The sequence below is a fragment of the Kitasatospora sp. NPDC057965 genome (assembly GCF_042887135.1).
Taxonomy (GTDB): Bacteria; Actinomycetota; Actinomycetes; order Streptomycetales; family Streptomycetaceae; genus Kitasatospora.
In genome coordinates this window covers 17563-37333 of record NZ_JBHVPZ010000016.1, presented here as the reverse complement: position 1 = coordinate 37333, position 19771 = coordinate 17563, and the positions used below count along the sequence as shown (strand labels likewise).

The window sequence follows — 19771 nt, the reverse complement described above, 5'->3', positions numbered from 1 at the left end:
TCCGACTGTCCTGCCGATGAACGAGACCAGGGGGGCCCAGATGCCGCCGACCGCCGAACCCACCGTGGCGCCGGAGACCGCGAACGGCGGCCCGGGGGCGCCCGCCGCCAAGCGCCAGATCCCGTCCTTCCTGATCATCGGGGTCCTGAGCACGCTCTTCTACCTCGGGCTCTACGTGGTCGCCCGCCGCTTCGTCGACCCGCAGATCGCCAACCTGATCGCGCTGGCGGTCAGCGCCGTCGCGAACACCGCCGCCAACCGGCGGTTCACCTTCGGGATCACCGGCTCCGACGGGGCCCTGCGCCACCAGCTCCAGGGCGCCGTGGCCTTCCTCATCGGCCTCGGCCTGAGCGCCGGTGTGCTCGCGCTGCTCGACGTGGCCCTGCCGGACGCCTCCAAGGTGGTCGAGGTGGGCGGACTGATCGTCGCCAACGGCCTGGCCACCGTGGTGCGGTTCCTGCTGATGAAGGTCTGGGTGTTCAAGGAGAAGTAACCCCCGGGACACCACGGGACACCCGGAACGCCCCGGGTGCCTCCCGGAAACGCCGATCGCCCCCGGCCCGCCGAAGCGGACCGGGGGCGATCGCCGTTCGCGGATCAGCCGAGTGCGGGCGTGCGCCGCACCTCGTCCTCCCAGAGGGTGCGGACCGCCTCGCGCAGCGGGCGGCGCGGGGCCCAGCCGAGCGCCTGCCCGATCGCGGTGACGTCCAGCTGCTGCCACTCGGTCTCCGGACCGGAGCCGTCCGGCGCCGGCAGCTCGGTGATCTTCGTCGGCACCTCGCTGACCTCGATCAGCAGCTCGACCAGCTCGCGGGCCGAACTCGCCCGGCCGAGGCCGACGTTGAGCACGGCCGGGGCCTGCGGGGCGGCCGGCAGGGCGGCGACGATCGCGTCGACGGTGTCCTGCAGGTCCACGAAGTCCCGCTGGGCGGTGAGCGGCTGCAGCGACAGCTCGGCCGCGGTCCCGGCGGCCCGGGCGGCGGCCAGCTTGCCCGCCATGACGCCGAGCAGGCTGTGCGAGGGCTGGCCCGCGCCGACCACGTTGCCGAGCCGCAGGACGACGGCGTCCAGGCCGTCCTGGCGCACGGCGTCCGCGATCAGCTCGGTGGCCCGCAGCTTGAGCTGCCCGTACACCATCGAGGGGTGCGGCTCGGAGTCCTCGGCGAGGCTGACGCCGATCGGGCAGAGGCCGTACTCGTGCACCGTGCCGAGGTGGACCAGGCGCGGGGGAGCGGTCATCGACCGCAGCGCCTCCAGCAGCGAGGAGACCATGCCGACGTTGGCGCCGACCATCTGCTCGTCGGTCAGGCCCCACATCCCGCCGGCCGCGTTGACCACCACGTCGATCCGGTGCTCGGCCAGCAGGGCGGCCAGCTCCGCCGGCGGGTCGTTGGTGAGGTCCAGCCGGGCGAAGTCGCCGGGCAGGGCGTCGGCCGGCTCCTTGCGGGCGATGGTGAGCAGGTGGTGACCCCGCTCCGCGAGCGTCGCGAGGATGGTGCGCCCGATGAAGCCGGTGCCGCCGAGAACGGCGACCCGGGGGAGAGCTGTGCTGCTAGCGGCCATGGCCTCTGGTTCCGGTAGGTCGGGTACGGATGGGGCGGTGGACGTTGCTCAGTAGCGGTCGGTGCCGGCGACGTGCCGCAGCAGGGTCTTGGCGCCCTCGCTGTGCCGGCTCTTGACCGCGCCCGGGACCATGGTGAGCGCGTGGATCCGGGAGGACAGGTGCAGCCGGGAGGCCTTGGCGGCCCGGGACCAGCCGTGCGCGTCCAGGCGGTCGGCGACGTCCCGGAAGAAGCGGTTGGCCTCCTCGAAGCGGACGCCGGTGAAGGCCTGCGCGGAGGAGATGCTGACGGCGTGCCGACGGTACTGGAAGGTGACCTTGTCGGTGATCATCATCTGCTCGCCGGTCTGCAGCAGGTCGATGACCAGCGCCAGGTCCTGGGTGACCTCCAGGTTGTCCCGGAAGCCGACCGCCTTCACGGCCTCGGTGCGCCAGCAGATGGAGGGGAAGAACAGCCAGTTGCCGCGGAGCAGGCTGATGGCCAGCTCCTCCCCGCTCATCTGCTTGCGGCCCTGCACCTTGGGCGCGTAGATCCGCTTCTTCGCCTGGTCCGCCAGCCCCTCGGTGGGCTTGCCCTCGCCGTCGATGACCTGCACACCCGGCTGGACCATGCCGATGTCCGGGTTGTCCTTGAGGACGGCCCGGGCGGTCTCGACGTAGTTCGGCAGCATGATGTCGTCGGTGCCCATCATGACGAAGTGCTGTTCGCGCACCAGGCTGAGGCACTTGCGGTAGTTGCCGGTGACGCCGAGGTTCCGCTCGTTGCGCTGGTACGAGATCCGGTCGTCGCCGAGTCCGGCGAACCAGCCCGGGACGTCCGGTTCCTTCCCGTCGTCCACCACGGTGAGGCGCCAGTTCGGGTCGCTCTGGGCCAGGATGCTGCGGACGGCCGCCTGCATGAGGGCGACGTTGCCGTAGTAGGGCAGCATGATGTCAAGAGTTGTCATGAGCGGCGCACCAGGTGTTTTCCGGGTAGGAGGGGACGGCGAGAAGGCTACTGGCCGCTGAGGGAACGCCGGTAGCGCAGGCACTCCTCGTAGTCCGGCAGCAGGCCGGTCTCGATGGCCTCGGCCAGCGTCGGGGCGGCGGCGTCCCGGGCGGACAGCTGCGGGGTGCCGGCCGGCCACTCGATCGCCAGGTCCGGGTCCAGCGGGTGCACCGCGTGCTCGCCGGTCGGGTTGTAGGTCTCCGAGCAGACGTAGGAGAGCGTCGCGTCGTCGGAGAGCGCGCAGAAGCCGTGGCCCAGGCCCTCGGAGATGTAGACCGAGCGGCGGTCCACGTCGTCGAGGCGGACGAACTCCCAGCGGCCGAAGGTCGGCGAGCCGACCCGCAGGTCGACGATCACGTCGAGCACGGCGCCGCGCACGCAGCTGACGTACTTGGCCTGGCCCGGCGCGACGTCGGCGAAGTGGATGCCGCGGACGACGTCCTTGGCGGAGACCGAGAGGTTGCCCTGGGCCATCCGCAGCGGGTGGCCGACCACCTCGGACAGCCGGTCGAAGCGGTACCACTCCATGAACAGGCCGCGCGGGTCGCCGTGCTGCTGCGGGGTGATCTCCCAGGCGCCCTCGATGGAGAGCTCGCGGAACTTCATCGGGCGTTCTCCTCGTCCAGCAGGTTCACCAGGTACTGGCCGTAGCCGCTCTTCAGCAGCGGCTGCGCCAGCTCGCGCAGCTGCTCGGAGGTCAGGAAGCCGGCCCGCCAGGCCGCTTCCTCGACGCAGCCGATCTTGAAGCCCTGGCGCTCCTCGATGACCCGGACGAACTCCGAGGCCTGCACCATCGAGACGAAGGTGCCGGTGTCCAGCCAGGCGGTGCCGCGGTCCAGGACGGTCACCTGGAGCTCGCCGCGCTGCAGGTAGGCGTCGTTGACGGCGGTGATCTCCAGCTCGCCGCGGGCGCTCGGGGTGATCGTGCGGGCGATCTCCACCACGCGGTTGTCGTAGAAGTACAGGCCGGGCACCGCGTAGCGGGACTTCGGCCGGGTGGGCTTCTCCTCGATCGAGATGACCTGGCCGCTCTCGTCGAACTCCACCACGCCGTACGCGGTCGGGTCGGCCACCGGGTAGGCGAAGACCATGCCGCCCTTGGGGTCGGTGCGCTGCGCGAGCCGGGTGCCGAGGCCGCTGCCGTGGAAGATGTTGTCGCCCAGGATCAGCGCGACCGGCTCGTCGCCGATGAAGTCGGCGCCCAGCACGAAGGCCTGGGCGATGCCCTCGGGGCGCTCCTGGACGGCGTACTGGAGGTCCAGGCCGAACTGCGAGCCGTCGCCGAGCAGGCGCTCGAACTGCTCCCGGTCCTGGGGCGTGGTGATGATCAGAATCTCGCGGATCCCGGCCATGATCAGCGTCGAGAGCGGGTAGTAGATCATCGGCTTGTCGAAGACCGGAAGAAGCTGCTTCGAGACTGCCCGGGTGAGGGGCCAGAGGCGGGAACCGGTGCCGCCCGCAAGAAGAATGCCGCGCATGGCGCACACCTTACGTGGCCTGCCGTACCCGGCCGCAACCAGCCTTCGGACGCCCACGGATCGTCCTCCCGGACCCCGGCGGGAGGGCCTGCGGGCGCGCACTATACTCAGCCGCACTATGCGTATCCTCGTCACCGGCGGCGCCGGATTCATCGGGTCCCAGTACGTCCGCGCGCTGCTGTCGGCGGATCCCGCGGCCCGCGTCACAGTCTTCGACAAGCTGACCTACTCCGGCGTCGAGGAGAACCTCGCGCCCGTCGCGGACCACCCCGGCTACTCCTTCGTCCGCGGTGACATCTGCGACGTCGACGCCGTCGACCAGGTGATCCCCGGCCACGACGCGGTCGTCCACTTCGCCGCCGAGTCGCACGTCGACCGCTCCATCGCCGGTGCCGGTCCGTTCGTCATGACCAACGTGGTCGGCACCCAGGTGCTGCTGGACGCCGCGCGCAAGCACAAGGTCGGCCGCTTCGTGCACGTCTCCACCGACGAGGTGTACGGCTCGATCACCGAGGGCTCCTGGACCGAGGAGTGGCCGCTCGCGCCGAACTCCCCGTACTCCTCCTCGAAGGCCGGCTCGGACCTGCTGGCGCTGGCCTACCACCGCACCCACGGCATGGACGTGGTGGTCACCCGCTGCTCCAACAACTACGGGCCGTACCAGTTCCCCGAGAAGGTCATCCCGCTCTTCACCACCAACCTGATCGACGGCAAGCGCGTCCCGCTGTACGGCGACGGCGGCAACATCCGCGACTGGCTGCACGTCTCGGACCACTGCCGCGGCATCGACCTCGCGCTGCGCAAGGGCCGGGCCGGCCAGGTCTACAACATCGGCGGCGGCGTCGAGCTCACCAACAAGGAGCTCACCGGCCTGCTGCTGGAGGCCGCCGGCCAGGGCTGGGACATGGTCGACCGGGTCGAGGACCGCAAGGGCCACGACCTGCGCTACTCGCTGGACATCACCAAGATCCGCGAGGAGCTCGGCTACGAGCCGCAGGTCACCTTCGAGGAGGGCCTCGCCTCGACCATCGCCTGGTACCGCGAGAACCGCGCCTGGTGGGAGCCGCTCAAGGTGAAGGCCGCGCAGCAGTCGTGAACCAACAGGGCAGCACGGCGCAGGAGCGCCGTTCCCCGCTGGCCAAGGTCGTCAGCGCGCTTCCCCCGGGCACCCAGCTGGTGATCGGGGGAACGGTGCTGCTCGGCGCCGCCTCCTACATCCACCTCATGGCGGCGGGCTACAGCCTCGGCAAGCCGGAGATGGCCTCGGTCTCGCTGCTCTGGACGATCCTGATGTCCGTCGGCTTGGGACTCTTCTTCCCCGTCGAGCAGGAACTCACCCGGATCGTGGCCGCCCGGGTGGTCGGCGGGCAGGGCGCCGCACCGGTGGTCCGCCGGATCCTGCTGATCACCGCCGGGATGCTGGCGGTGCTGACCGTCGGCATGGCGGTGGCGGCCCGCCCGCTGGCGGACACCTTCTTCGAGGGCCACCGCAGCATGGTCGTGGCGCTCGCCGCCTCCTTCGCCGCGATGGCGGCCGGCAACGTCAGCCGCGGCGTGCTCGCCGGCCTCAACCGCTTCGGCGCGTACGGCACCCAGCTCGCCGTGGACGGCGGTCTGCGCATCGCGCTGGCCGTCGGCTGCGCGATCGCCGGCGTCCGCTCGCCGCTGGTGTTCGCGCTCATCCTGGCCGTCGCCCCGCTGCTGGCCGTGCTGGCCACCGTCCGGCCGCTGCGCTCCGGGATCTCGGCCGGCCCGGCCGTCGGCTGGGGCTCGCTCACCGGCGGCCTGGCCCCGCTGGTCGCCTCCACCCTGCTCTCGCAGGTGGTCGTGAACGCGGCCGTGATCTCCACCCGGCTGCTGGCCCCGGACAACGCGCCCCTGGTGGCCGGCCTGCTGAACGCGGTCGTCCTCGCCCGGGTGCCGCTGTTCGTCTTCGGTTCGCTCCAGGCCTCGCTGCTGGCCGGACTGTCCAGTACCGCGGCCGCCGGCGACCGCTCCGGCTTCTCCAAGCTGCTGATGCGCACCTGCGGCGTGGTCACCGTGCTCGGCGTGGCGGGCGGCATCCCGGCCACCATCCTCGGGCCGTGGCTGATCCAGGTGCTCTTCAAGGCCGACGATGTGCTCGGGTCGCTCGACTTCCTGCTGATGTCGGCGGGCACCCTGTTCTACATGCTCGCGATGGTCCTCGGGCAGGCGCTGCTGGTCCTGCACCGCCATCGTCTCCAGCTGCTGGGCTGGGCGACCGGAACTGTTGCCCTGATGGTCACCACGCTTGCTCCCGGGGCGATCGCGACCCGGGTCTGCCTCGCCTACACTATGGGTTCGCTGGCCGCGGTCGGATGCATGCTCGCCGCGCTCTGGCTGACCTTCCTGCGGGAACCGCCCGGTGCCGCGGCCGATGTGCAGGGTTCGTCCCGGCGCTCCCTCGTGGACTCGGCATGACCGGCTCCGCGTCCACCCCCACCACTCGATTTCGCCGCGACCCGCGGCCGCACGATGCGGCATGGAGCCATGATGTCCGACTATGACGATGTGTGGCTGGTGATTCCCGCGTACAACGAGGGAACCGTCATCGCCGACGTGATCGAGAACGCGCGCAAGACGTTCCCCAACATCGTCGTCATCGACGACGGCTCGACCGACAACTCGGCCGAGACCATCATGACCACCGGTGCGCACCTGGTGCAGCATCCGGTCAACCTCGGTCAGGGCGCGGCCCTGCAGACCGGTTTCAACTACGCGCTCAAGCAGCCCGGCGCCAAGTACTTCGCCACCTTCGACGCGGACGGCCAGCACCAGACGCACGACGTCGAGAAGATGGTCGCCCTGCTCCGGGCCGACGAGGCCGACGTGGTCCTCGGCTCCCGCTTCATCGAGCAGACCGGCGAGGTGCCGTGGATCAAGCGGGTGGTCCTGCGGACCGCCGCGACGATCAGCCCCACCGCACGCAAGCTCAACCTGACGGACTCCCACAACGGCCTGCGGGTGATCAACCGCAAGGCCGCGTCCGCGCTTCGCATCACCATGAACGGCATGGCTCACGCCTCCGAGATCGTGGCCACCCTGGCCTCCTCGGACCTGCGCGTCATGGAGGTCCCGGTGGACATCCTGTACACCGAGTACTCCCGCTCCAAGGGCCAGTCGCTGATCAACGGCGTCAACATCCTCTTCGACATTTCGCTCAGGGAGCGTGGCCGCAAGTGAAGTACCTCTGGATCCAGCTGCTGCTCATGGTCGGCACGGGTGTCCTCGTGCTCGCCTTCATCCGCCGCTGGGACGCCGCGCACACCCGCGCGTGGAAGCGGATGGCGTTCTTCGCGTTCGTCATCGCCAACGTGTACGCCGTGCTGCGCCCGCAGGACGTGACCTGGATCGCCAACAAGCTCGGTGTCGGCCGCGGCACCGACCTGGTGCTCTACCTGCTCGTCGTGGCGATGGCCTTCATGACGCTGAACACCTTCATGCGCTTCCGTTCGCTGGAGAAGAAGCTGACCGACCTGGCCCGCACCGTCGCCGTCAACGACGGACAGCGCGTCAACAAGGAGCGCTTCGCCGAGGACGAGCCCGCCCTCCCGGTCGGCTCCGAGCGGTAGTCCGATCCCGAGCAAGAGGCCACGCCCGTACCACCGTCCGACGGAAAAGGGACTGAGATGACGAACCTGGCCGCCGGAACGGTCGGCACCGAGACGCCGGAGGCCGAACCCTCCGGTGCGGCCGCCCCGGTCGCACCGGCCGGGGCTGCCGCACCCGGCCTGCTGAGCAGGCGCTGGGCCCAGATAACGGCCGAGGTCCTGGTCAGCGTCGTCGCGGCGGTCGGGTTCACGCTGCTCTGCACCCGGATCGACGTCAACCCGCTGAACCGGATCGGCCAGGTCAGCGGGCTGGCGAAGATCCAGCAGTACGTCGCGGTCGTCGGTCTGCCGCTGCTCGCGGTGCTGGTCTTCACCGCCTACCGGGGCACCCTGCGCCGGCACCGGCTGACCCAGCGGCTGGTCTGCGCCGCCCTGGCCGGCCTGTCCACCGGTGTGATCGCCGGCGGTGTGGTGGTCGCCCTCAACGGCACGCCCTGGCCGCTCGGCGGCCAGGAGGGCGACCCGAGCGTCCTGGTCCACATGGCCACCGGGATGCTGGACGACAAGGGCCTGCCCGGGGTCTACCCGCCCGGCTTCCCGGCGCTGATCGCGCTCTGGGCGAAGATCCGCTACCACGGCATCGGCGGCGAGGGCTTCGCCCTGCACGACCTGCAGATCCTCTTCAGCGCGCTGGTCGGGCCGATGAGCTACCTGTCCTGGCGGCTGCTGCTGCGGCCGTTCTGGGCGCTGCTGATCGCGGTGCCGGCCGCGGTGGTCTTCCTGGACCCGATCCGCCCGTACAGCCACGTCGTGATGATCATGCTGGTTCCGCTGCTGACCGCGGTGCTGCGCGAGGTCCGCCGGGCCGGCGAGCTGTCGACGCGCTCGGCGCTGCTGCGGGGCCTGGGCTTCGGCGTGGTCTTCGGCCTGCTGTTCCTCTGGTACTCCGGCTGGTACCTGTGGTCGGCTCCCGGCATCGCCGTGCTGACGCTCTTCGTCTTCCCCTGGCGCGGGGGCCGTACGGCCGTGCGCAACGGGCTCGCGCTCATCGGCACCACCGTGGTGAGCGCCGGGCTCGTCGGTTCGCCGCTGCTGTACCAGCTGGCCACGATCGGGGCGGACGTCCCGGACCGCTACGGCTACATCATGGTGTACACCGACCCGACCTACATCATGGGCTGGATGTCCGACCGGGTCGGCCAGACCACCTACCACGACTACCCGGCCTCGGGTGAGCTGGCCGGCCAGAGCGGCTTCGCGATCCTGCTGGTCGCCGGTGTCGGGCTGGGCATCGGGCTGGGGCTGCGCAACCTCGCGGTGCGCACGGCCGCCGCCGTGCTGGCCGGGGCCTGGCTGATGCGCTTCACCTTCGCCGGGAAGATGGCGCAGACCGGCACCGTCGCGCTGTACCCCCGGACCACCTGGATCATCCTGTACTGCCTGATGATCCTGGCCGTGCTGGGTCTGATGGCCGCCTTCCACCGCGGCAGCGGCTGGCTGGAGCGGGTGCTGCGCAAGGACGACGCGCCGGCCGGCAGCTCGGTGCTCTCCGGCCGGATGCTGCGCCAGCTCGCCGCCGGCCTGGTCTGCGCCCTCGCCCTGTTCGGCACCATGGGCGCCTCCTGGTCGGTCAACCGGTACATGCCGGAGCACGAGAAGGCCGGGACGATGGGGCTCGACGCCTGGCGCGCGCACACCATCAAGAAGGCCGACGGCAGCTGCCCGCGGTTCGCGCCGGTCTCCACCTGCGCGGACATCATCGTCAAGGACTGGACGCCGGACAAGGACGACAAGAAGTTCGTCTGGTGCGCGGGCGTCGCGACCGAGGACTGGCAGGCGGTCTGCGGTCGCCGGGCCCCGTGGGACAACGGTCCGGCGAAGTAGCCGGGCGGAACGCGTCGGGGTCGGTGAGGTGCTCCTCACCGGCCCCGATTGGCTTTCCGGCGCACGCCTGTGGCAGTATGTCCAAGTTGCTCGGTTGAGTTGCCGATGCTGCGCGCCTCCCGCCGGGAGGACTGGAAGCGAGTCCCATGTACTCGTCGTTCCCGTGATGGCCGTCAAGCGTGAGTGTTACGCCACGGCAGCTGCGGGGCGGACGTACGGGAATCTTCCGGGAAGCGTATGCGGGGCCTCGACCCGGCCTCCCCACCCCGACAGTTCGAAACCGACGAGTTGATCGCCGGTTTTTTGCAAGCGCGAGTGCGACACGCCCGAGCGCGGGGGTCGGAGCGGGGGTCGTGCAGTGACTAGGACAGAAGGACTACAAGGTAGCCATGGCGGGACAGAAGATCCGCATCCGGCTCAAGGCCTACGACCACGAGGTCATCGACTCCTCGGCGAAGAAGATCGTCGAGACGGTGATCCGTACTGGTGCGCAGGTCGCGGGCCCGGTGCCGCTGCCCACTGAGAAGAACGTGTACTGCGTCATCCGCTCGCCGCACAAGTACAAGGACTCGCGCGAGCACTTCGAGATGCGCACTCACAAGCGTCTGATCGACATCCTCGACCCCACGCCGAAGACGGTTGACTCGCTGATGCGTCTCGACCTGCCGGCGGGCGTCGACATCGAGATCAAGCTCTGAGAGGCGCACCGAAGATGGCTAAGCAGATTAAGGGCATCCTGGGCGAGAAGCTCGGCATGACCCAGGTCTGGGACGAGAACAACCGGGTCGTTCCGGTGACCGTCGTCAAGGCCGGGCCGAATGTCGTGACCCAGGTCCACACCGCTGACAGCCCGGCCGGCTACGACGCCGTCCAGATCGGCTTCGGCGAGATCGACCCCCGCAAGGTGAACAAGCCCCTCGCGGGCCACTTCGCCAAGGCCGGTGTCACCCCGCGTCGCCACCTGGTCGAGCTCCGGACCTCGGACGCGTCCGAGTACACCCTGGGCCAGGAGATCACCGCCGAGCTGTTCGAGGCGGGTGTCAAGGTCGACGTGACCGGCACCTCCAAGGGCAAGGGCTTCGCCGGTGTCATGAAGCGCCACAACTTCCGGGGCCTCGGCGCCGGTCACGGCGTGCAGCGCAAGCACCGTTCGCCCGGTTCCATCGGTGGCTGCGCCACCCCGGGCCGCGTGTTCAAGGGCCTGAAGATGGCCGGCCGGATGGGTCACGAGCGTGTGACCACCCAGAACCTGACCGTGCACGCGGTTGACGCGGAGAAGGGTCTGCTCCTGATCAAGGGCGCGATCCCGGGCCCGAACGGCGGCCTCGTCCTCGTCCGCACCGCGGCGAAGGGGCTGTGAAGGATATGAGCACCATTGACATCCTGTCGCCCTCGGGTGACAAGACCGGCAGCCTCGAGCTGCCGGCCGAGATCTTCGACGCCAAGGTCAGCGTTCCGCTGATGCACCAGGTCGTCGTGGCGCAGCTCGCTGCGGCCCGTCAGGGCACCCACAAGACCAAGACGCGCGGCGAGGTTCGTGGTGGCGGCAAGAAGCCGTACCGCCAGAAGGGCACCGGCCGCGCCCGTCAGGGCTCGACCCGCGCGCCGCAGTTCGCCGGTGGTGGCGTCGTGCACGGTCCCGTGCCGCGCGACTACTCGCAGCGGACCCCGAAGAAGATGATCGCCGCCGCCCTGCGCGGTGCGCTCACCGACCGGGCCCGCCACAACCGCATTCACGTCGTCACCGGCGTGACCGCGACCGAGGCGCCGTCGACCAAGGCTGCCAAGAGCCTGTTCGGCAAGATCACCGAGCGCAAGAACGTCCTCCTGGTCGTCGAGCGTGCGGACGAGCTGGGCCTCAAGTCCGCTCGCAACCTGCCGAACGTCCACATCCTGGACGCCGGTCAGCTGAACACCTACGACGTGCTCGTCTCCGACGATGTGGTCTTCACCCAGGCCGCCTTCGAGCGTTTCGTGGCCGGTCCGGCCGCGTCCGCCAAGGCCGTTGCCGCTGAGGGCGAGCTCGAAGGGAGCGCCGCCTGATGAGCGACGTTACGAGCAAGACGTTCACGGACCCCCGTGACGTCCTGGTGAAGCCGGTTATCTCCGAGAAGAGCTACAGCCTTCTCGACGAGAACAAGTACACGTTCATCGTGTCGCCGGGCGCCAACAAGACCCAGATCAAGCAGGCCGTCGAGGCCGTCTTCTCGGTCAAGGTCGAGGCTGTCAACACGATCAACCGTCAGGGCAAGCGCAAGCGCTCCAAGACGGGCTTCGGCAAGCGCAAGGACACCAAGCGCGCCATCGTGAAGCTGGCCGAGGGCAACCGCATCGACATCTTCGGTGGTCCGACCTCCTGACGGAGGCCGTGATCGTCGATCAAGACGAGGACGAAAATGGGTATCCGCAAGTACAAGCCGACTACGCCGGGCCGTCGTGGCTCCAGCGTGGCCGACTTCGTCGAAATCACGCGGTCCACGCCGGAGAAGTCGCTGGTTCGCCCCCTGCACAGCAAGGGCGGCCGTAACAACGCCGGTCGGATCACCGTTCGCCACCAGGGTGGCGGTCACAAGCGCGCCTACCGCGTGATCGACTTCCGTCGTCACGACAAGGACGGCGTGCCGGCCAAGGTCGCGCACATCGAGTACGACCCGAACCGCACCGCGCGCATCGCGCTCCTGCACTACGTGGACGGCGAGAAGCGCTACATCATCGCGCCGCGCGGCATCGCGCAGGGCGACCGGGTGGAGAACGGCCCTGGCGCCGACATCAAGCCCGGCAACAACCTGCCGCTGCGCAACATCCCGGTCGGTACGACCATCCACGCGGTGGAGCTGCGTCCCGGTGGCGGTGCCAAGCTGGCCCGCTCGGCCGGTTCCGGCATCCAGCTGCTGGCGCGTGAGGGCAAGATGGCGCACCTGCGCATGCCCTCCGGCGAGATCCGCCTGGTGGACGCGCGCTGCCGCGCGACCGTCGGCGAGGTCGGCAACGCCGAGCAGTCGAACATCAACTGGGGCAAGGCCGGCCGTATGCGCTGGAAGGGCGTCCGCCCGACCGTGCGTGGTGTGGCCATGAACCCGATCGACCACCCGCACGGTGGTGGTGAGGGTAAGACCTCCGGTGGTCGCCACCCGGTTTCGCCGTGGGGCCAGAAGGAGGGTCGCACTCGTAGCCCGAAGAAGGCTTCGAACGCCCTCATCGTGCGCCGCCGCAAGACCAACAAGAAGCGCTAGGAGCAGGTCAGATGCCGCGCAGTCTCAAGAAGGGCCCCTTCATTGACGGCCACCTTCTCAAGAAGGTGGACGCGCAGAACGAGGCGGGTACCCAGAACGTCATCAAGACCTGGTCCCGTCGCTCCGTGATCTTCCCGGCCATGCTCGGCCACACGATCGCGGTGCACGATGGCCGCAAGCACGTCCCGGTGTTCGTCACCGAGTCGATGGTCGGCCACAAGCTCGGCGAGTTCGCGCCGACGCGTACCTTCCGCGGTCACGTCAAGGACGACCGCAAGTCGAAGCGTCGCTAGTCGCCAGCGAGATTACCGACTCAATGACTTACACCAGCAAGGGGACAACCATGGAAGCCAGGGCCCAGGCGCGGTACATCCGCGTCACGCCCATGAAGGCCCGCCGCGTGGTGGACCTCATCCGTGGCCTGAACGCCACGGAGGCCCAGGCGGTCCTGCGTTTCGCTCCGCAGGCCGCGACCGTGCCGGTCGGCAAGGTGCTCGACAGCGCCATTGCCAACGCCGCGCACAACTACAACCACTCCAACGTGGACGACCTCGTCATCAGCGAGGCGTACGTTGACGAGGGCCCGACCCTGAAGCGGTTCCGTCCGCGCGCCCAGGGCCGTGCCTACCGGATCCGCAAGCGGACCAGCCACATCACCGTGGTCGTCAGCAGCAAGGAAGGGACCCGGTAATGGGCCAGAAGGTTAACCCGCACGGGTTCCGCCTCGGCATCAGCACGGACTTCAAGTCCCGCTGGTACGCCGACAAGCTGTACAAGGACTACGTCAAGGAAGACGTTGCCATTCGTCGCATGATGACGAAGGGCATGGAGCGCGCCGGCATCTCCAAGGTCGAGATCGAGCGCACCCGCGACCGCGTCCGTGTGGACATCCACACCGCTCGCCCCGGCATCGTGATCGGCCGGCGCGGCACCGAGGCCGACCGCATCCGCGGCGACCTCGAGAAGCTGACCGGCAAGCAGGTCCAGCTGAACATCCTCGAGGTCAAGAACCCCGAGCTGGACGCCCAGCTCGTGGCTCAGGGCGTCGCGGAGCAGCTGTCCTCCCGCGTCTCCTTCCGCCGTGCCATGCGCAAGTCGATGCAGGGCACCATGAAGTCCGGCGCCAAGGGCATCAAGGTCCAGTGCTCCGGTCGTCTCGGCGGCGCCGAGATGAGCCGTTCGGAGTTCTACCGCGAGGGCCGTGTGCCGCTGCACACCCTGCGCGCGAACGTCGACTACGGCTTCTTCGAGGCCAAGACGACCTTCGGCCGCATCGGCGTGAAGGTCTGGATCTACAAGGGCGACGTCAAGAACATCGCCGAGGTCCGCGCTGAGAACGCCGCTGCCCGCTCGGGCAACCGCCCGGCCCGCCCCGAGGGTGGTCGTCCCGCCCGCGGTGGCGAGCGCCGTGGTGGCGAGCGCGGTGGCCGCGGCCGTCGTCCCGCCGCTGCCGAGGCTCAGGCCCCGGTCGCCGTCGAGGCTCCGGCTGCCGAGAACACCGGAACGGAGGCCTGACCGCAATGCTGATCCCCCGTCGGGTCAAGCACCGCAAGCAGCACCACCCCAAGCGCCGTGGCGCTGCCAAGGGTGGCACCGAGCTGGCGTTCGGCCAGTTCGGCATCCAGGCCGTGACCCCGGCCTACGTGACGAACCGTCAGATCGAGTCCGCTCGTATCGCGATCACCCGTCACATCCGCCGTGGCGGCAAGGTCTGGATCAACATCTACCCGGACCGTCCGCTGACCAAGAAGCCGGCCGAGACCCGCATGGGTTCCGGTAAGGGTTCGCCGGAGTGGTGGATCGCGAACGTGCACCCGGGTCGGGTCATGTTCGAGCTGTCGTACCCGAACGAGAAGGTTGCTCGTGAGGCGCTCACCCGCGCTGCTCACAAGCTGCCGATGAAGTGCCGGATCGTCCGGCGCGAGGACGGTGAGAGCTGATGTCGGCCGCTACCAAGGCTGCTGACCTCCGCCAGCTGGACAACGAGGGTCTCGTTGCCAAGCTGCGCGAGGCCAAGGAGGAGCTGTTCAACCTCCGCTTCCAGGCGGCGACCGGGCAGCTCGACAACCACGGACGGCTCAAGCTCGTCCGTAAGGACATCGCGCGGATCTACACCCTGATGCGCGAGCGCGAGCTGGGCATCGAGACGGTGGAGAACGCCTGATGACTGAGAACACCAACGAGACGCGCGGTTTCCGCAAGACCCGTGAGGGTCTCGTCGTCAGCGACAAGATGGACAAGACCGTCGTCGTCGCCGTCGAGGACCGCGTCAAGCACGCGCTGTACGGCAAGGTCATCCGCCGTACGAACAAGCTGAAGGCGCACGACGAGGCGAACGCCTGCGGCATCGGCGACCGGGTCCTCCTCGCGGAGACCCGCCCGCTGTCCGCGACGAAGCGCTGGCGCGTCGTCGAGATCCTCGAGAAGGCCAAGTAACGAAGTCGATGTGGTACGGCCGTATGTGCACCAGGCCCCTCGCGGGCGCTGGTGTGAGCAGCGGCCGGCCCGTCAGCTCTCGTTGACGATCAGGAGAAAGCTGTGATCCAGCAGGAGTCGCGACTGCGTGTCGCCGACAACACGGGCGCGAAGGAAATCCTTTGCATCCGCGTTCTCGGTGGTTCCGGTCGCCGCTACGCCGGTATCGGGGACGTCATCGTCGCCACCGTCAAGGACGCGATCCCCGGTGGTTCGGTGAAGAAGGGTGACGTCGTCAAGTGCGTCGTCGTCCGTACCGTGAAGTCGCGCCGTCGTCCCGACGGTTCGTACATCCGGTTCGACGAGAACGCCGCTGTCGTTCTCAAGAACACGGACGGTGACCCCCGTGGTACCCGCATCTTCGGCCCGGTGGGCCGCGAGCTGCGTGACAAGAAGTTCATGAAGATCATCTCGCTGGCGCCGGAGGTGCTCTGACCCATGGCGAACAGCATGAAGATCAAGAAGGGCGACCTGGTTCAGGTCATCACCGGCAAGGACAAGGGCAAGCAGGGCAAGGTCATCCAGGCCCTGCCGGCTGAGAACAAGGTCCTGGTCGAGGGTGTGAACCGGGTCAAGAAGCACACCAAGCCGGGTCCGGGCACTCAGGGTGGCATTGTCACCGTCGAGGCCCCGGTGCACGTCTCCAACGTCCAGCTGGTCGTGGAGAAGGACGGCAAGAAGGTCGTCACCCGCGTTGGCTACCGCTTCGACGACGAGGGCAACAAGATCCGCGTTGCCAAGCGAACCGGTGAGGACATCTGATGTCTGAGACGTCTGTTGAGAAGGTGACCCCCCGCCTCAAGGAGCGTTACAACTCCGAGATCAAGGGGCAGCTGCAGGAGCAGTTCTCGTACGAGAACGTCATGCTGACGCCGGGCCTGGTCAAGGTCGTCGTCAACATGGGTGTCGGCGAGGCCGCCCGTGACAGCAAGCTGATCGAGGGCGCGATCCGCGACCTGACCGCGATCACCGGTCAGAAGCCGGCCGTGACCAAGGCCCGCAAGTCCATCGCGCAGTTCAAGCTGCGCGAGGGCCAGCCGATCGGCACCCACGTCACCCTCCGTGGTGACCGCATGTGGGAGTTCCTGGACCGTCTGGTGTCGCTGGCCCTGCCGCGCATCCGTGACTTCCGCGGTCTCTCCCCCAAGCAGTTCGACGGCCGTGGCAACTACACCTTCGGTCTGACCGAGCAGGTTATGTTCCACGAGATCGACCAGGACAAGGTCGACCGTCAGCGCGGTATGGACATCACCGTCGTGACCACCGCGCAGACCGACGACGAGGGCCGGGCGCTCCTGCGTGCTCTGGGCTTCCCGTTCAAGGAGGCGTGAGCCAATGGCGAAGAAGTCCCTCATCGCGAAGGCCGAGCGGAAGCCGAAGTTCGGCGTCCGGGCCTACACCCGGTGCCAGCGGTGCGGCCGTCCGCACTCGGTGTACCGCAAGTTCGGCCTCTGCCGTGTGTGCCTCCGTGAGATGGCGCACCGTGGCGAGCTGCCGGGCGTGACCAAGAGCTCCTGGTAGTCCAGGCGCTTTAGGCACACAGCGACGCAGAGGTGCCCGATCCCACACCGGCCCGTTTTGGGCCTGCCGTACGGGTTCCCGTAAGGTAGTGGGGTCGGGCCCCCTGCCACGGCGTCCCCATGGACGCCCGTGGCCCTCTTGCGAGAGGGCTCGCACCCAGTCTTACGACGTCGCAGGTCCCCTGCGCTTGTGCCCCTGACGAACTCGAAAGAGTGCGGAAGGGGGACCTGGCGCGGAGAAACCGCGGCGAGAGAGGCCTGAGGCCATCATGACCATGACCGACCCCATCGCAGACATGCTCACGCGTCTGCGTAACGCGAACTCGGCGTACCACGACTCCGTGGCGATGCCGGCCAGCAAGATCAAGGCGCACGTCGCCGAGATCCTGCAGCAGGAGGGTTACATCACCTCCTACAAGGTTGAGGAGCCCGTCGAGGGCGAGGTCGGCAAGAAGCTGACCATCGAGCTCAAGTTCGGCCCCAACCGTGAGCGCTCCATCGCCGGCATCAAGCGCATCAGCAAGCCGGGTCTGCGCGTTTACGCAAAGTCCACCAACCTGCCGAAGGTTCTCGGCGGCCTGGGCGTGGCGATCATCTCCACGTCGTCCGGCCTCCTGACCGACAAGCAGGCCGCCAAGAAGGGCGTAGGCGGAGAAGTTCTCGCCTACGTCTGGTAATTCGGGAAACGGAGGTACAGCAATGTCGCGCATTGGACGGCTGCCCATCCAGGTCCCCGCTGGCGTGGACGTCACCATCGATGGCCAGACGGTCTCGGTGAAGGGCCCGAAGGGCTCCCTCACCCACGTCGTCGCCGCGCCGATCGAGATCGGCAAGGGCGAGGACGGTATTCTGGCTGTCACCCGCCCCAACGACGAGCGTCAGTCGAAGGCCCTGCACGGCCTGACCCGCACGCTGGTGGCGAACATGATCACCGGTGTGACCGCGGGCTACCGCAAGTCGCTGGAGATCAGCGGTGTCGGCTACCGAGTTCTGGCGAAGGGCTCCGACATGGAGTTCCAGCTGGGCTACAGCCACCCGATCCTCGTCGAGGCGCCGGAGGGCATCTCCTTCGTCGTCGAGTCGGCCACCAAGTTCCACGTGGACGGCATCGACAAGCAGAAGGTCGGCGAGGTCGCCGCGAAGATCCGCAAGCTGCGCAAGCCCGACCCGTACAAGGCCAAGGGCGTCAAGTACGCGGGCGAGGTTATCCGCCGCAAGGTCGGAAAGAGTGGTAAGTAAGCGATGAGTGTCTCTGTCAAGATCGGCAAGGGCAACGCCTACAAGAGCGCCGCTCGCAAGCGCCGCGCGATCCGCGTTCGCAAGCGCATCGTCGGCAGCGAGGTGCGTCCGCGCCTCGTCGTGACGCGCTCGAACCGTCACATGGTCGCCCAGGTCATCGACGACGCCAAGGGTCACACCCTGGCGTCGGCGTCCACCCTCGACGTGTCCATCAAGGGCGCCGAGGGCGACAAGACCGAGCTGGCCAAGAAGGTCGGGAGCCTGGTCGCCGAGCGCGCCAAGGCCGCCGGCATCGAGTCGGTCGTCTTCGACCGCGCGGGCAACCGGTACGCCGGCCGCATCGCCGCTCTGGCGGACGCGGCCCGCGAGGCCGGGCTCGACTTCTAAGCCGCTCGTCGACTCTGTCGGCGGACGTAATCGAGAGAGGTAATTCCAATGGCTGGACCCCAGCGCCGCGGTAGCGGCGCCGGCGGCGGCACCGGTGGCGAGCGGCGCGACCGTAAGCGTGACGACCGGGGCAACGCCCCCGCCGTCGAGAAGACCGCTTACGTCGAGCGCGTCGTCGCGATCAACCGCGTCGCCAAGGTTGTCAAGGGTGGTCGTCGTTTCAGCTTCACCGCGCTGGTCGTGGTGGGCGACGGTGACGGCACCGTGGGTGTCGGTTACGGGAAGGCGAAGGAGGTTCCGGCCGCCATCGCCAAGGGCGTTGAGGAGGCCAAGAAGAACTTCTTCAAGGTCCCCCGTATCCAGGGCACCATCGCGCACCCCGTTCAGGGCGAGAAGGCCGCCGGCGTCGTGCTGCTGAAGCCCGCCGCCCCCGGTACCGGTGTTATCGCCGGTGGCCCGGTGCGTGCCGTCCTGGAGTGCGCCGGCGTTCACGACATCCTGTCGAAGTCGCTCGGCTCGGACAACGCGATCAACATCGTGCACGCCACGGTTGCCGCGCTGAAGCAGATCCAGCGTCCCGAGGAGGTCGCGGCCCGCCGTGGCCTGCCGCTCGAGGACGTGGCTCCGGCCGGTCTGCTGCGGGCTCGGGCTGCTGCCGGGGTGAGTGCCTGATGGCTCGCCTGAAGATCACGCAGACCAAGTCGTACATCGGCAGCAAGCAGAACCACCGCGACACCCTGCGCTCGCTTGGCCTCAAGCGCATGCACGACGTCGTGGTGAAGGAGGACCGTCCCGAGATCCGCGGGATGGCCCAGACGGTCCGTCACCTGGTGACGGTTGAGGAGGTGGACTGATCATGGGCGACAACCCGATCAAGATCCACAACCTGCGTCCCGCCCCGGGTGCCAAGACCGACAAGATCCGTGTGGGTCGTGGTGAGGCGTCCAAGGGTAAGACCGCTGGTCGTGGCACCAAGGGCACCAAGGCCCGCTACCAGGTTCCGCAGCGCTTCGAGGGTGGCCAGATGCCGCTCCACATGCGTCTGCCGAAGCTGAAGGGCTTCAAGAACCCGTTCAAGATCACGTTCCAGGTCGTCAACCTCGACAAGCTGGCCGAGCTCTACCCGCAGGGTGGCGAGGTCACGGTCGAGGACCTGGTCGCCAAGGGCGCGGTTCGCAAGAACTCCCTCGTCAAGGTGCTCGGCACCGGCGAGATCTCGGTCGCGCTGCAGGTGACGGTGGACGCCGTCTCCGGCTCGGCCGCCGAGAAGATCACCGCCGCCGGCGGTACCGTCACCGAGCTCGTCTGAGCCCGCTGACTTCCGCGAGCCCCGCACTTCCCTTCGGGAGGTGCGGGGCTCGCGCCTTTTCCGGCCCTTTCCGCGCGCGGATGTCGACGCGGCGGGATCCCGCCCTCGTTCTTTTGTGTGGCAAA

Annotated in this window: 31 protein-coding genes; 27 read left to right on the top strand and 4 right to left on the bottom strand. The window is 68.6% G+C overall.

All coding sequences use genetic code 11. The features are described 5' to 3' along the window. The first annotated feature begins 16 nt into the window (after positions 1-16). Positions 17-493: a GtrA family protein gene (locus ACFVVU_RS21455; protein WP_380682134.1), complete on the top strand. Its 477-nt coding sequence runs from the start codon at positions 17-19 to the stop codon at positions 491-493. A 104-nt stretch (positions 494-597) separates the two neighbouring features. Here ACFVVU_RS21455 and ACFVVU_RS21450 read toward each other — a convergent pair whose 3' ends face one another. Genes ACFVVU_RS21450 through rfbA form a run of 4 tightly spaced genes read right to left on the bottom strand, consistent with a single transcriptional unit; the run spans position 598 to position 4027 of the window. Further along, positions 598-1563, bottom strand: coding sequence for an NAD-dependent epimerase/dehydratase family protein (locus ACFVVU_RS21450; protein WP_387791553.1), 966 nt, complete (start codon positions 1561-1563; stop codon positions 598-600). 48 nt (positions 1564-1611) lie between these two features. Then, positions 1612-2508, bottom strand: coding sequence for a glycosyltransferase family 2 protein (locus ACFVVU_RS21445; RefSeq protein WP_380682132.1), 897 nt, complete (start codon positions 2506-2508; stop codon positions 1612-1614). 47 nt (positions 2509-2555) lie between these two features. Continuing rightward, the gene (locus ACFVVU_RS21440; RefSeq protein ID WP_380682131.1) at positions 2556-3155 is read right to left on the bottom strand and encodes a dTDP-4-dehydrorhamnose 3,5-epimerase family protein; all 600 of its coding nucleotides are present in this window, start codon (positions 3153-3155) and stop codon (positions 2556-2558) included. Further along, complete coding sequence (gene rfbA / locus ACFVVU_RS21435) at positions 3152-4027, bottom strand: glucose-1-phosphate thymidylyltransferase RfbA (protein WP_355358351.1); 876 nt, start codon at positions 4025-4027, stop codon at positions 3152-3154. Before rfbA ends, ACFVVU_RS21440 begins: the two co-directional genes overlap by 4 nt. 118 nt (positions 4028-4145) lie before the next feature. On the opposite strand from rfbA, the gene rfbB reads away from it, so the two are divergent. The 26 genes from rfbB (at position 4146) to rplO (ending at position 19646) form a co-directional block, all read left to right on the top strand. Further along, positions 4146-5123: a dTDP-glucose 4,6-dehydratase gene (rfbB, locus tag ACFVVU_RS21430; RefSeq protein WP_387791551.1), complete on the top strand. Its 978-nt coding sequence runs from the start codon at positions 4146-4148 to the stop codon at positions 5121-5123. Further along, positions 5120-6469: a lipopolysaccharide biosynthesis protein gene (locus ACFVVU_RS21425; RefSeq protein WP_387791549.1), complete on the top strand. Its 1350-nt coding sequence runs from the start codon at positions 5120-5122 to the stop codon at positions 6467-6469. Before rfbB ends, ACFVVU_RS21425 begins: the two co-directional genes overlap by 4 nt. A 69-nt stretch (positions 6470-6538) precedes the next feature. Next, the gene (locus ACFVVU_RS21420; RefSeq protein ID WP_387791547.1) at positions 6539-7231 is read left to right on the top strand and encodes a glycosyltransferase family 2 protein; all 693 of its coding nucleotides are present in this window, start codon (positions 6539-6541) and stop codon (positions 7229-7231) included. After that, positions 7228-7620, top strand: coding sequence for a DUF2304 domain-containing protein (locus ACFVVU_RS21415; RefSeq protein WP_380682129.1), 393 nt, complete (start codon positions 7228-7230; stop codon positions 7618-7620). The genes ACFVVU_RS21420 and ACFVVU_RS21415 overlap by 4 nt, the downstream gene beginning before the upstream one ends. Positions 7621-7677: 57 nt before the next feature. Continuing rightward, the gene (locus tag ACFVVU_RS21410; protein ID WP_387791545.1) at positions 7678-9483 is read left to right on the top strand and encodes a hypothetical protein; all 1806 of its coding nucleotides are present in this window, start codon (positions 7678-7680) and stop codon (positions 9481-9483) included. 389 nt (positions 9484-9872) lie between these two features. Beyond that, positions 9873-10181, top strand: a complete 309-nt coding sequence (rpsJ, locus tag ACFVVU_RS21405) for a 30S ribosomal protein S10 (protein WP_012785157.1) — start codon at positions 9873-9875, stop codon at positions 10179-10181. Between the two features lie 14 nt (positions 10182-10195). Then, positions 10196-10843: a 50S ribosomal protein L3 gene (gene rplC / locus ACFVVU_RS21400; RefSeq protein WP_189916064.1), complete on the top strand. Its 648-nt coding sequence runs from the start codon at positions 10196-10198 to the stop codon at positions 10841-10843. A gap of 5 nt (positions 10844-10848) precedes the next feature. Next, positions 10849-11526 carry a 50S ribosomal protein L4 gene (gene rplD, locus ACFVVU_RS21395; protein ID WP_380682127.1) on the top strand — a complete coding sequence of 226 codons (678 nt, stop codon included), beginning with the start codon at positions 10849-10851 and terminating at the stop codon, positions 11524-11526. Then, on the top strand, positions 11526-11843 hold the full coding sequence (gene rplW / locus ACFVVU_RS21390; protein WP_355358367.1) for a 50S ribosomal protein L23: 318 nt from the start codon (positions 11526-11528) through the stop codon (positions 11841-11843). Before rplD ends, rplW begins: the two co-directional genes overlap by 1 nt. A 36-nt stretch (positions 11844-11879) precedes the next feature. Continuing rightward, positions 11880-12716 carry a 50S ribosomal protein L2 gene (gene rplB / locus ACFVVU_RS21385; protein ID WP_355358370.1) on the top strand — a complete coding sequence of 279 codons (837 nt, stop codon included), beginning with the start codon at positions 11880-11882 and terminating at the stop codon, positions 12714-12716. An 11-nt stretch (positions 12717-12727) separates the two neighbouring features. After that, positions 12728-13009 (top strand): 30S ribosomal protein S19, encoded by a 282-nt coding sequence (rpsS, locus tag ACFVVU_RS21380; RefSeq protein ID WP_030055821.1) that lies wholly within the window; start codon positions 12728-12730, stop codon positions 13007-13009. A gap of 50 nt (positions 13010-13059) precedes the next feature. Beyond that, positions 13060-13407 (top strand): 50S ribosomal protein L22, encoded by a 348-nt coding sequence (gene rplV, locus ACFVVU_RS21375; RefSeq protein ID WP_045304593.1) that lies wholly within the window; start codon positions 13060-13062, stop codon positions 13405-13407. Continuing rightward, complete coding sequence (rpsC, locus tag ACFVVU_RS21370; RefSeq protein WP_380682126.1) at positions 13407-14231, top strand: 30S ribosomal protein S3; 825 nt, start codon at positions 13407-13409, stop codon at positions 14229-14231. The genes rplV and rpsC overlap by 1 nt, the downstream gene beginning before the upstream one ends. Positions 14232-14236: 5 nt before the next feature. Beyond that, positions 14237-14656 (top strand): 50S ribosomal protein L16, encoded by a 420-nt coding sequence (rplP, locus tag ACFVVU_RS21365; protein WP_030232476.1) that lies wholly within the window; start codon positions 14237-14239, stop codon positions 14654-14656. Continuing rightward, on the top strand, positions 14656-14880 hold the full coding sequence (gene rpmC / locus ACFVVU_RS21360) for a 50S ribosomal protein L29 (RefSeq protein ID WP_030300387.1): 225 nt from the start codon (positions 14656-14658) through the stop codon (positions 14878-14880). Before rplP ends, rpmC begins: the two co-directional genes overlap by 1 nt. Next, positions 14880-15152, top strand: coding sequence for a 30S ribosomal protein S17 (gene rpsQ, locus ACFVVU_RS21355; RefSeq protein WP_030055826.1), 273 nt, complete (start codon positions 14880-14882; stop codon positions 15150-15152). The genes rpmC and rpsQ overlap by 1 nt, the downstream gene beginning before the upstream one ends. 102 nt (positions 15153-15254) lie before the next feature. Beyond that, positions 15255-15626: a 50S ribosomal protein L14 gene (rplN, locus tag ACFVVU_RS21350; RefSeq protein ID WP_030393301.1), complete on the top strand. Its 372-nt coding sequence runs from the start codon at positions 15255-15257 to the stop codon at positions 15624-15626. A gap of 15 nt (positions 15627-15641) precedes the next feature. Continuing rightward, positions 15642-15953 carry a 50S ribosomal protein L24 gene (rplX, locus tag ACFVVU_RS21345; protein ID WP_100892787.1) on the top strand — a complete coding sequence of 104 codons (312 nt, stop codon included), beginning with the start codon at positions 15642-15644 and terminating at the stop codon, positions 15951-15953. Further along, positions 15953-16522 (top strand): 50S ribosomal protein L5, encoded by a 570-nt coding sequence (gene rplE, locus ACFVVU_RS21340; RefSeq protein WP_030300393.1) that lies wholly within the window; start codon positions 15953-15955, stop codon positions 16520-16522. The genes rplX and rplE overlap by 1 nt, the downstream gene beginning before the upstream one ends. Positions 16523-16526: 4 nt before the next feature. After that, positions 16527-16712, top strand: coding sequence for a type Z 30S ribosomal protein S14 (locus ACFVVU_RS21335; protein WP_030393303.1), 186 nt, complete (start codon positions 16527-16529; stop codon positions 16710-16712). 268 nt (positions 16713-16980) lie between these two features. Then, on the top strand, positions 16981-17388 hold the full coding sequence (gene rpsH / locus ACFVVU_RS21330) for a 30S ribosomal protein S8 (RefSeq protein WP_355358379.1): 408 nt from the start codon (positions 16981-16983) through the stop codon (positions 17386-17388). Between the two features lie 22 nt (positions 17389-17410). Beyond that, complete coding sequence (gene rplF / locus ACFVVU_RS21325) at positions 17411-17950, top strand: 50S ribosomal protein L6 (RefSeq protein ID WP_030393304.1); 540 nt, start codon at positions 17411-17413, stop codon at positions 17948-17950. Between the two features lie 3 nt (positions 17951-17953). Further along, a complete protein-coding gene (gene rplR / locus ACFVVU_RS21320) occupies positions 17954-18337 on the top strand; it encodes a 50S ribosomal protein L18 (RefSeq protein ID WP_344338019.1) in 384 nt (127 codons plus the stop codon). A 48-nt stretch (positions 18338-18385) separates the two neighbouring features. Then, positions 18386-19009, top strand: coding sequence for a 30S ribosomal protein S5 (gene rpsE, locus ACFVVU_RS21315; RefSeq protein WP_344338017.1), 624 nt, complete (start codon positions 18386-18388; stop codon positions 19007-19009). Then, on the top strand, positions 19009-19191 hold the full coding sequence (rpmD, locus tag ACFVVU_RS21310; RefSeq protein WP_030251557.1) for a 50S ribosomal protein L30: 183 nt from the start codon (positions 19009-19011) through the stop codon (positions 19189-19191). The genes rpsE and rpmD overlap by 1 nt, the downstream gene beginning before the upstream one ends. Before the next feature lie 2 nt (positions 19192-19193). Further along, entirely contained in the window at positions 19194-19646 is a 453-nt protein-coding gene (rplO, locus tag ACFVVU_RS21305) for a 50S ribosomal protein L15 (protein WP_376086152.1), read from the top strand. The last annotated feature ends 125 nt before the right edge of the window (positions 19647-19771 follow it).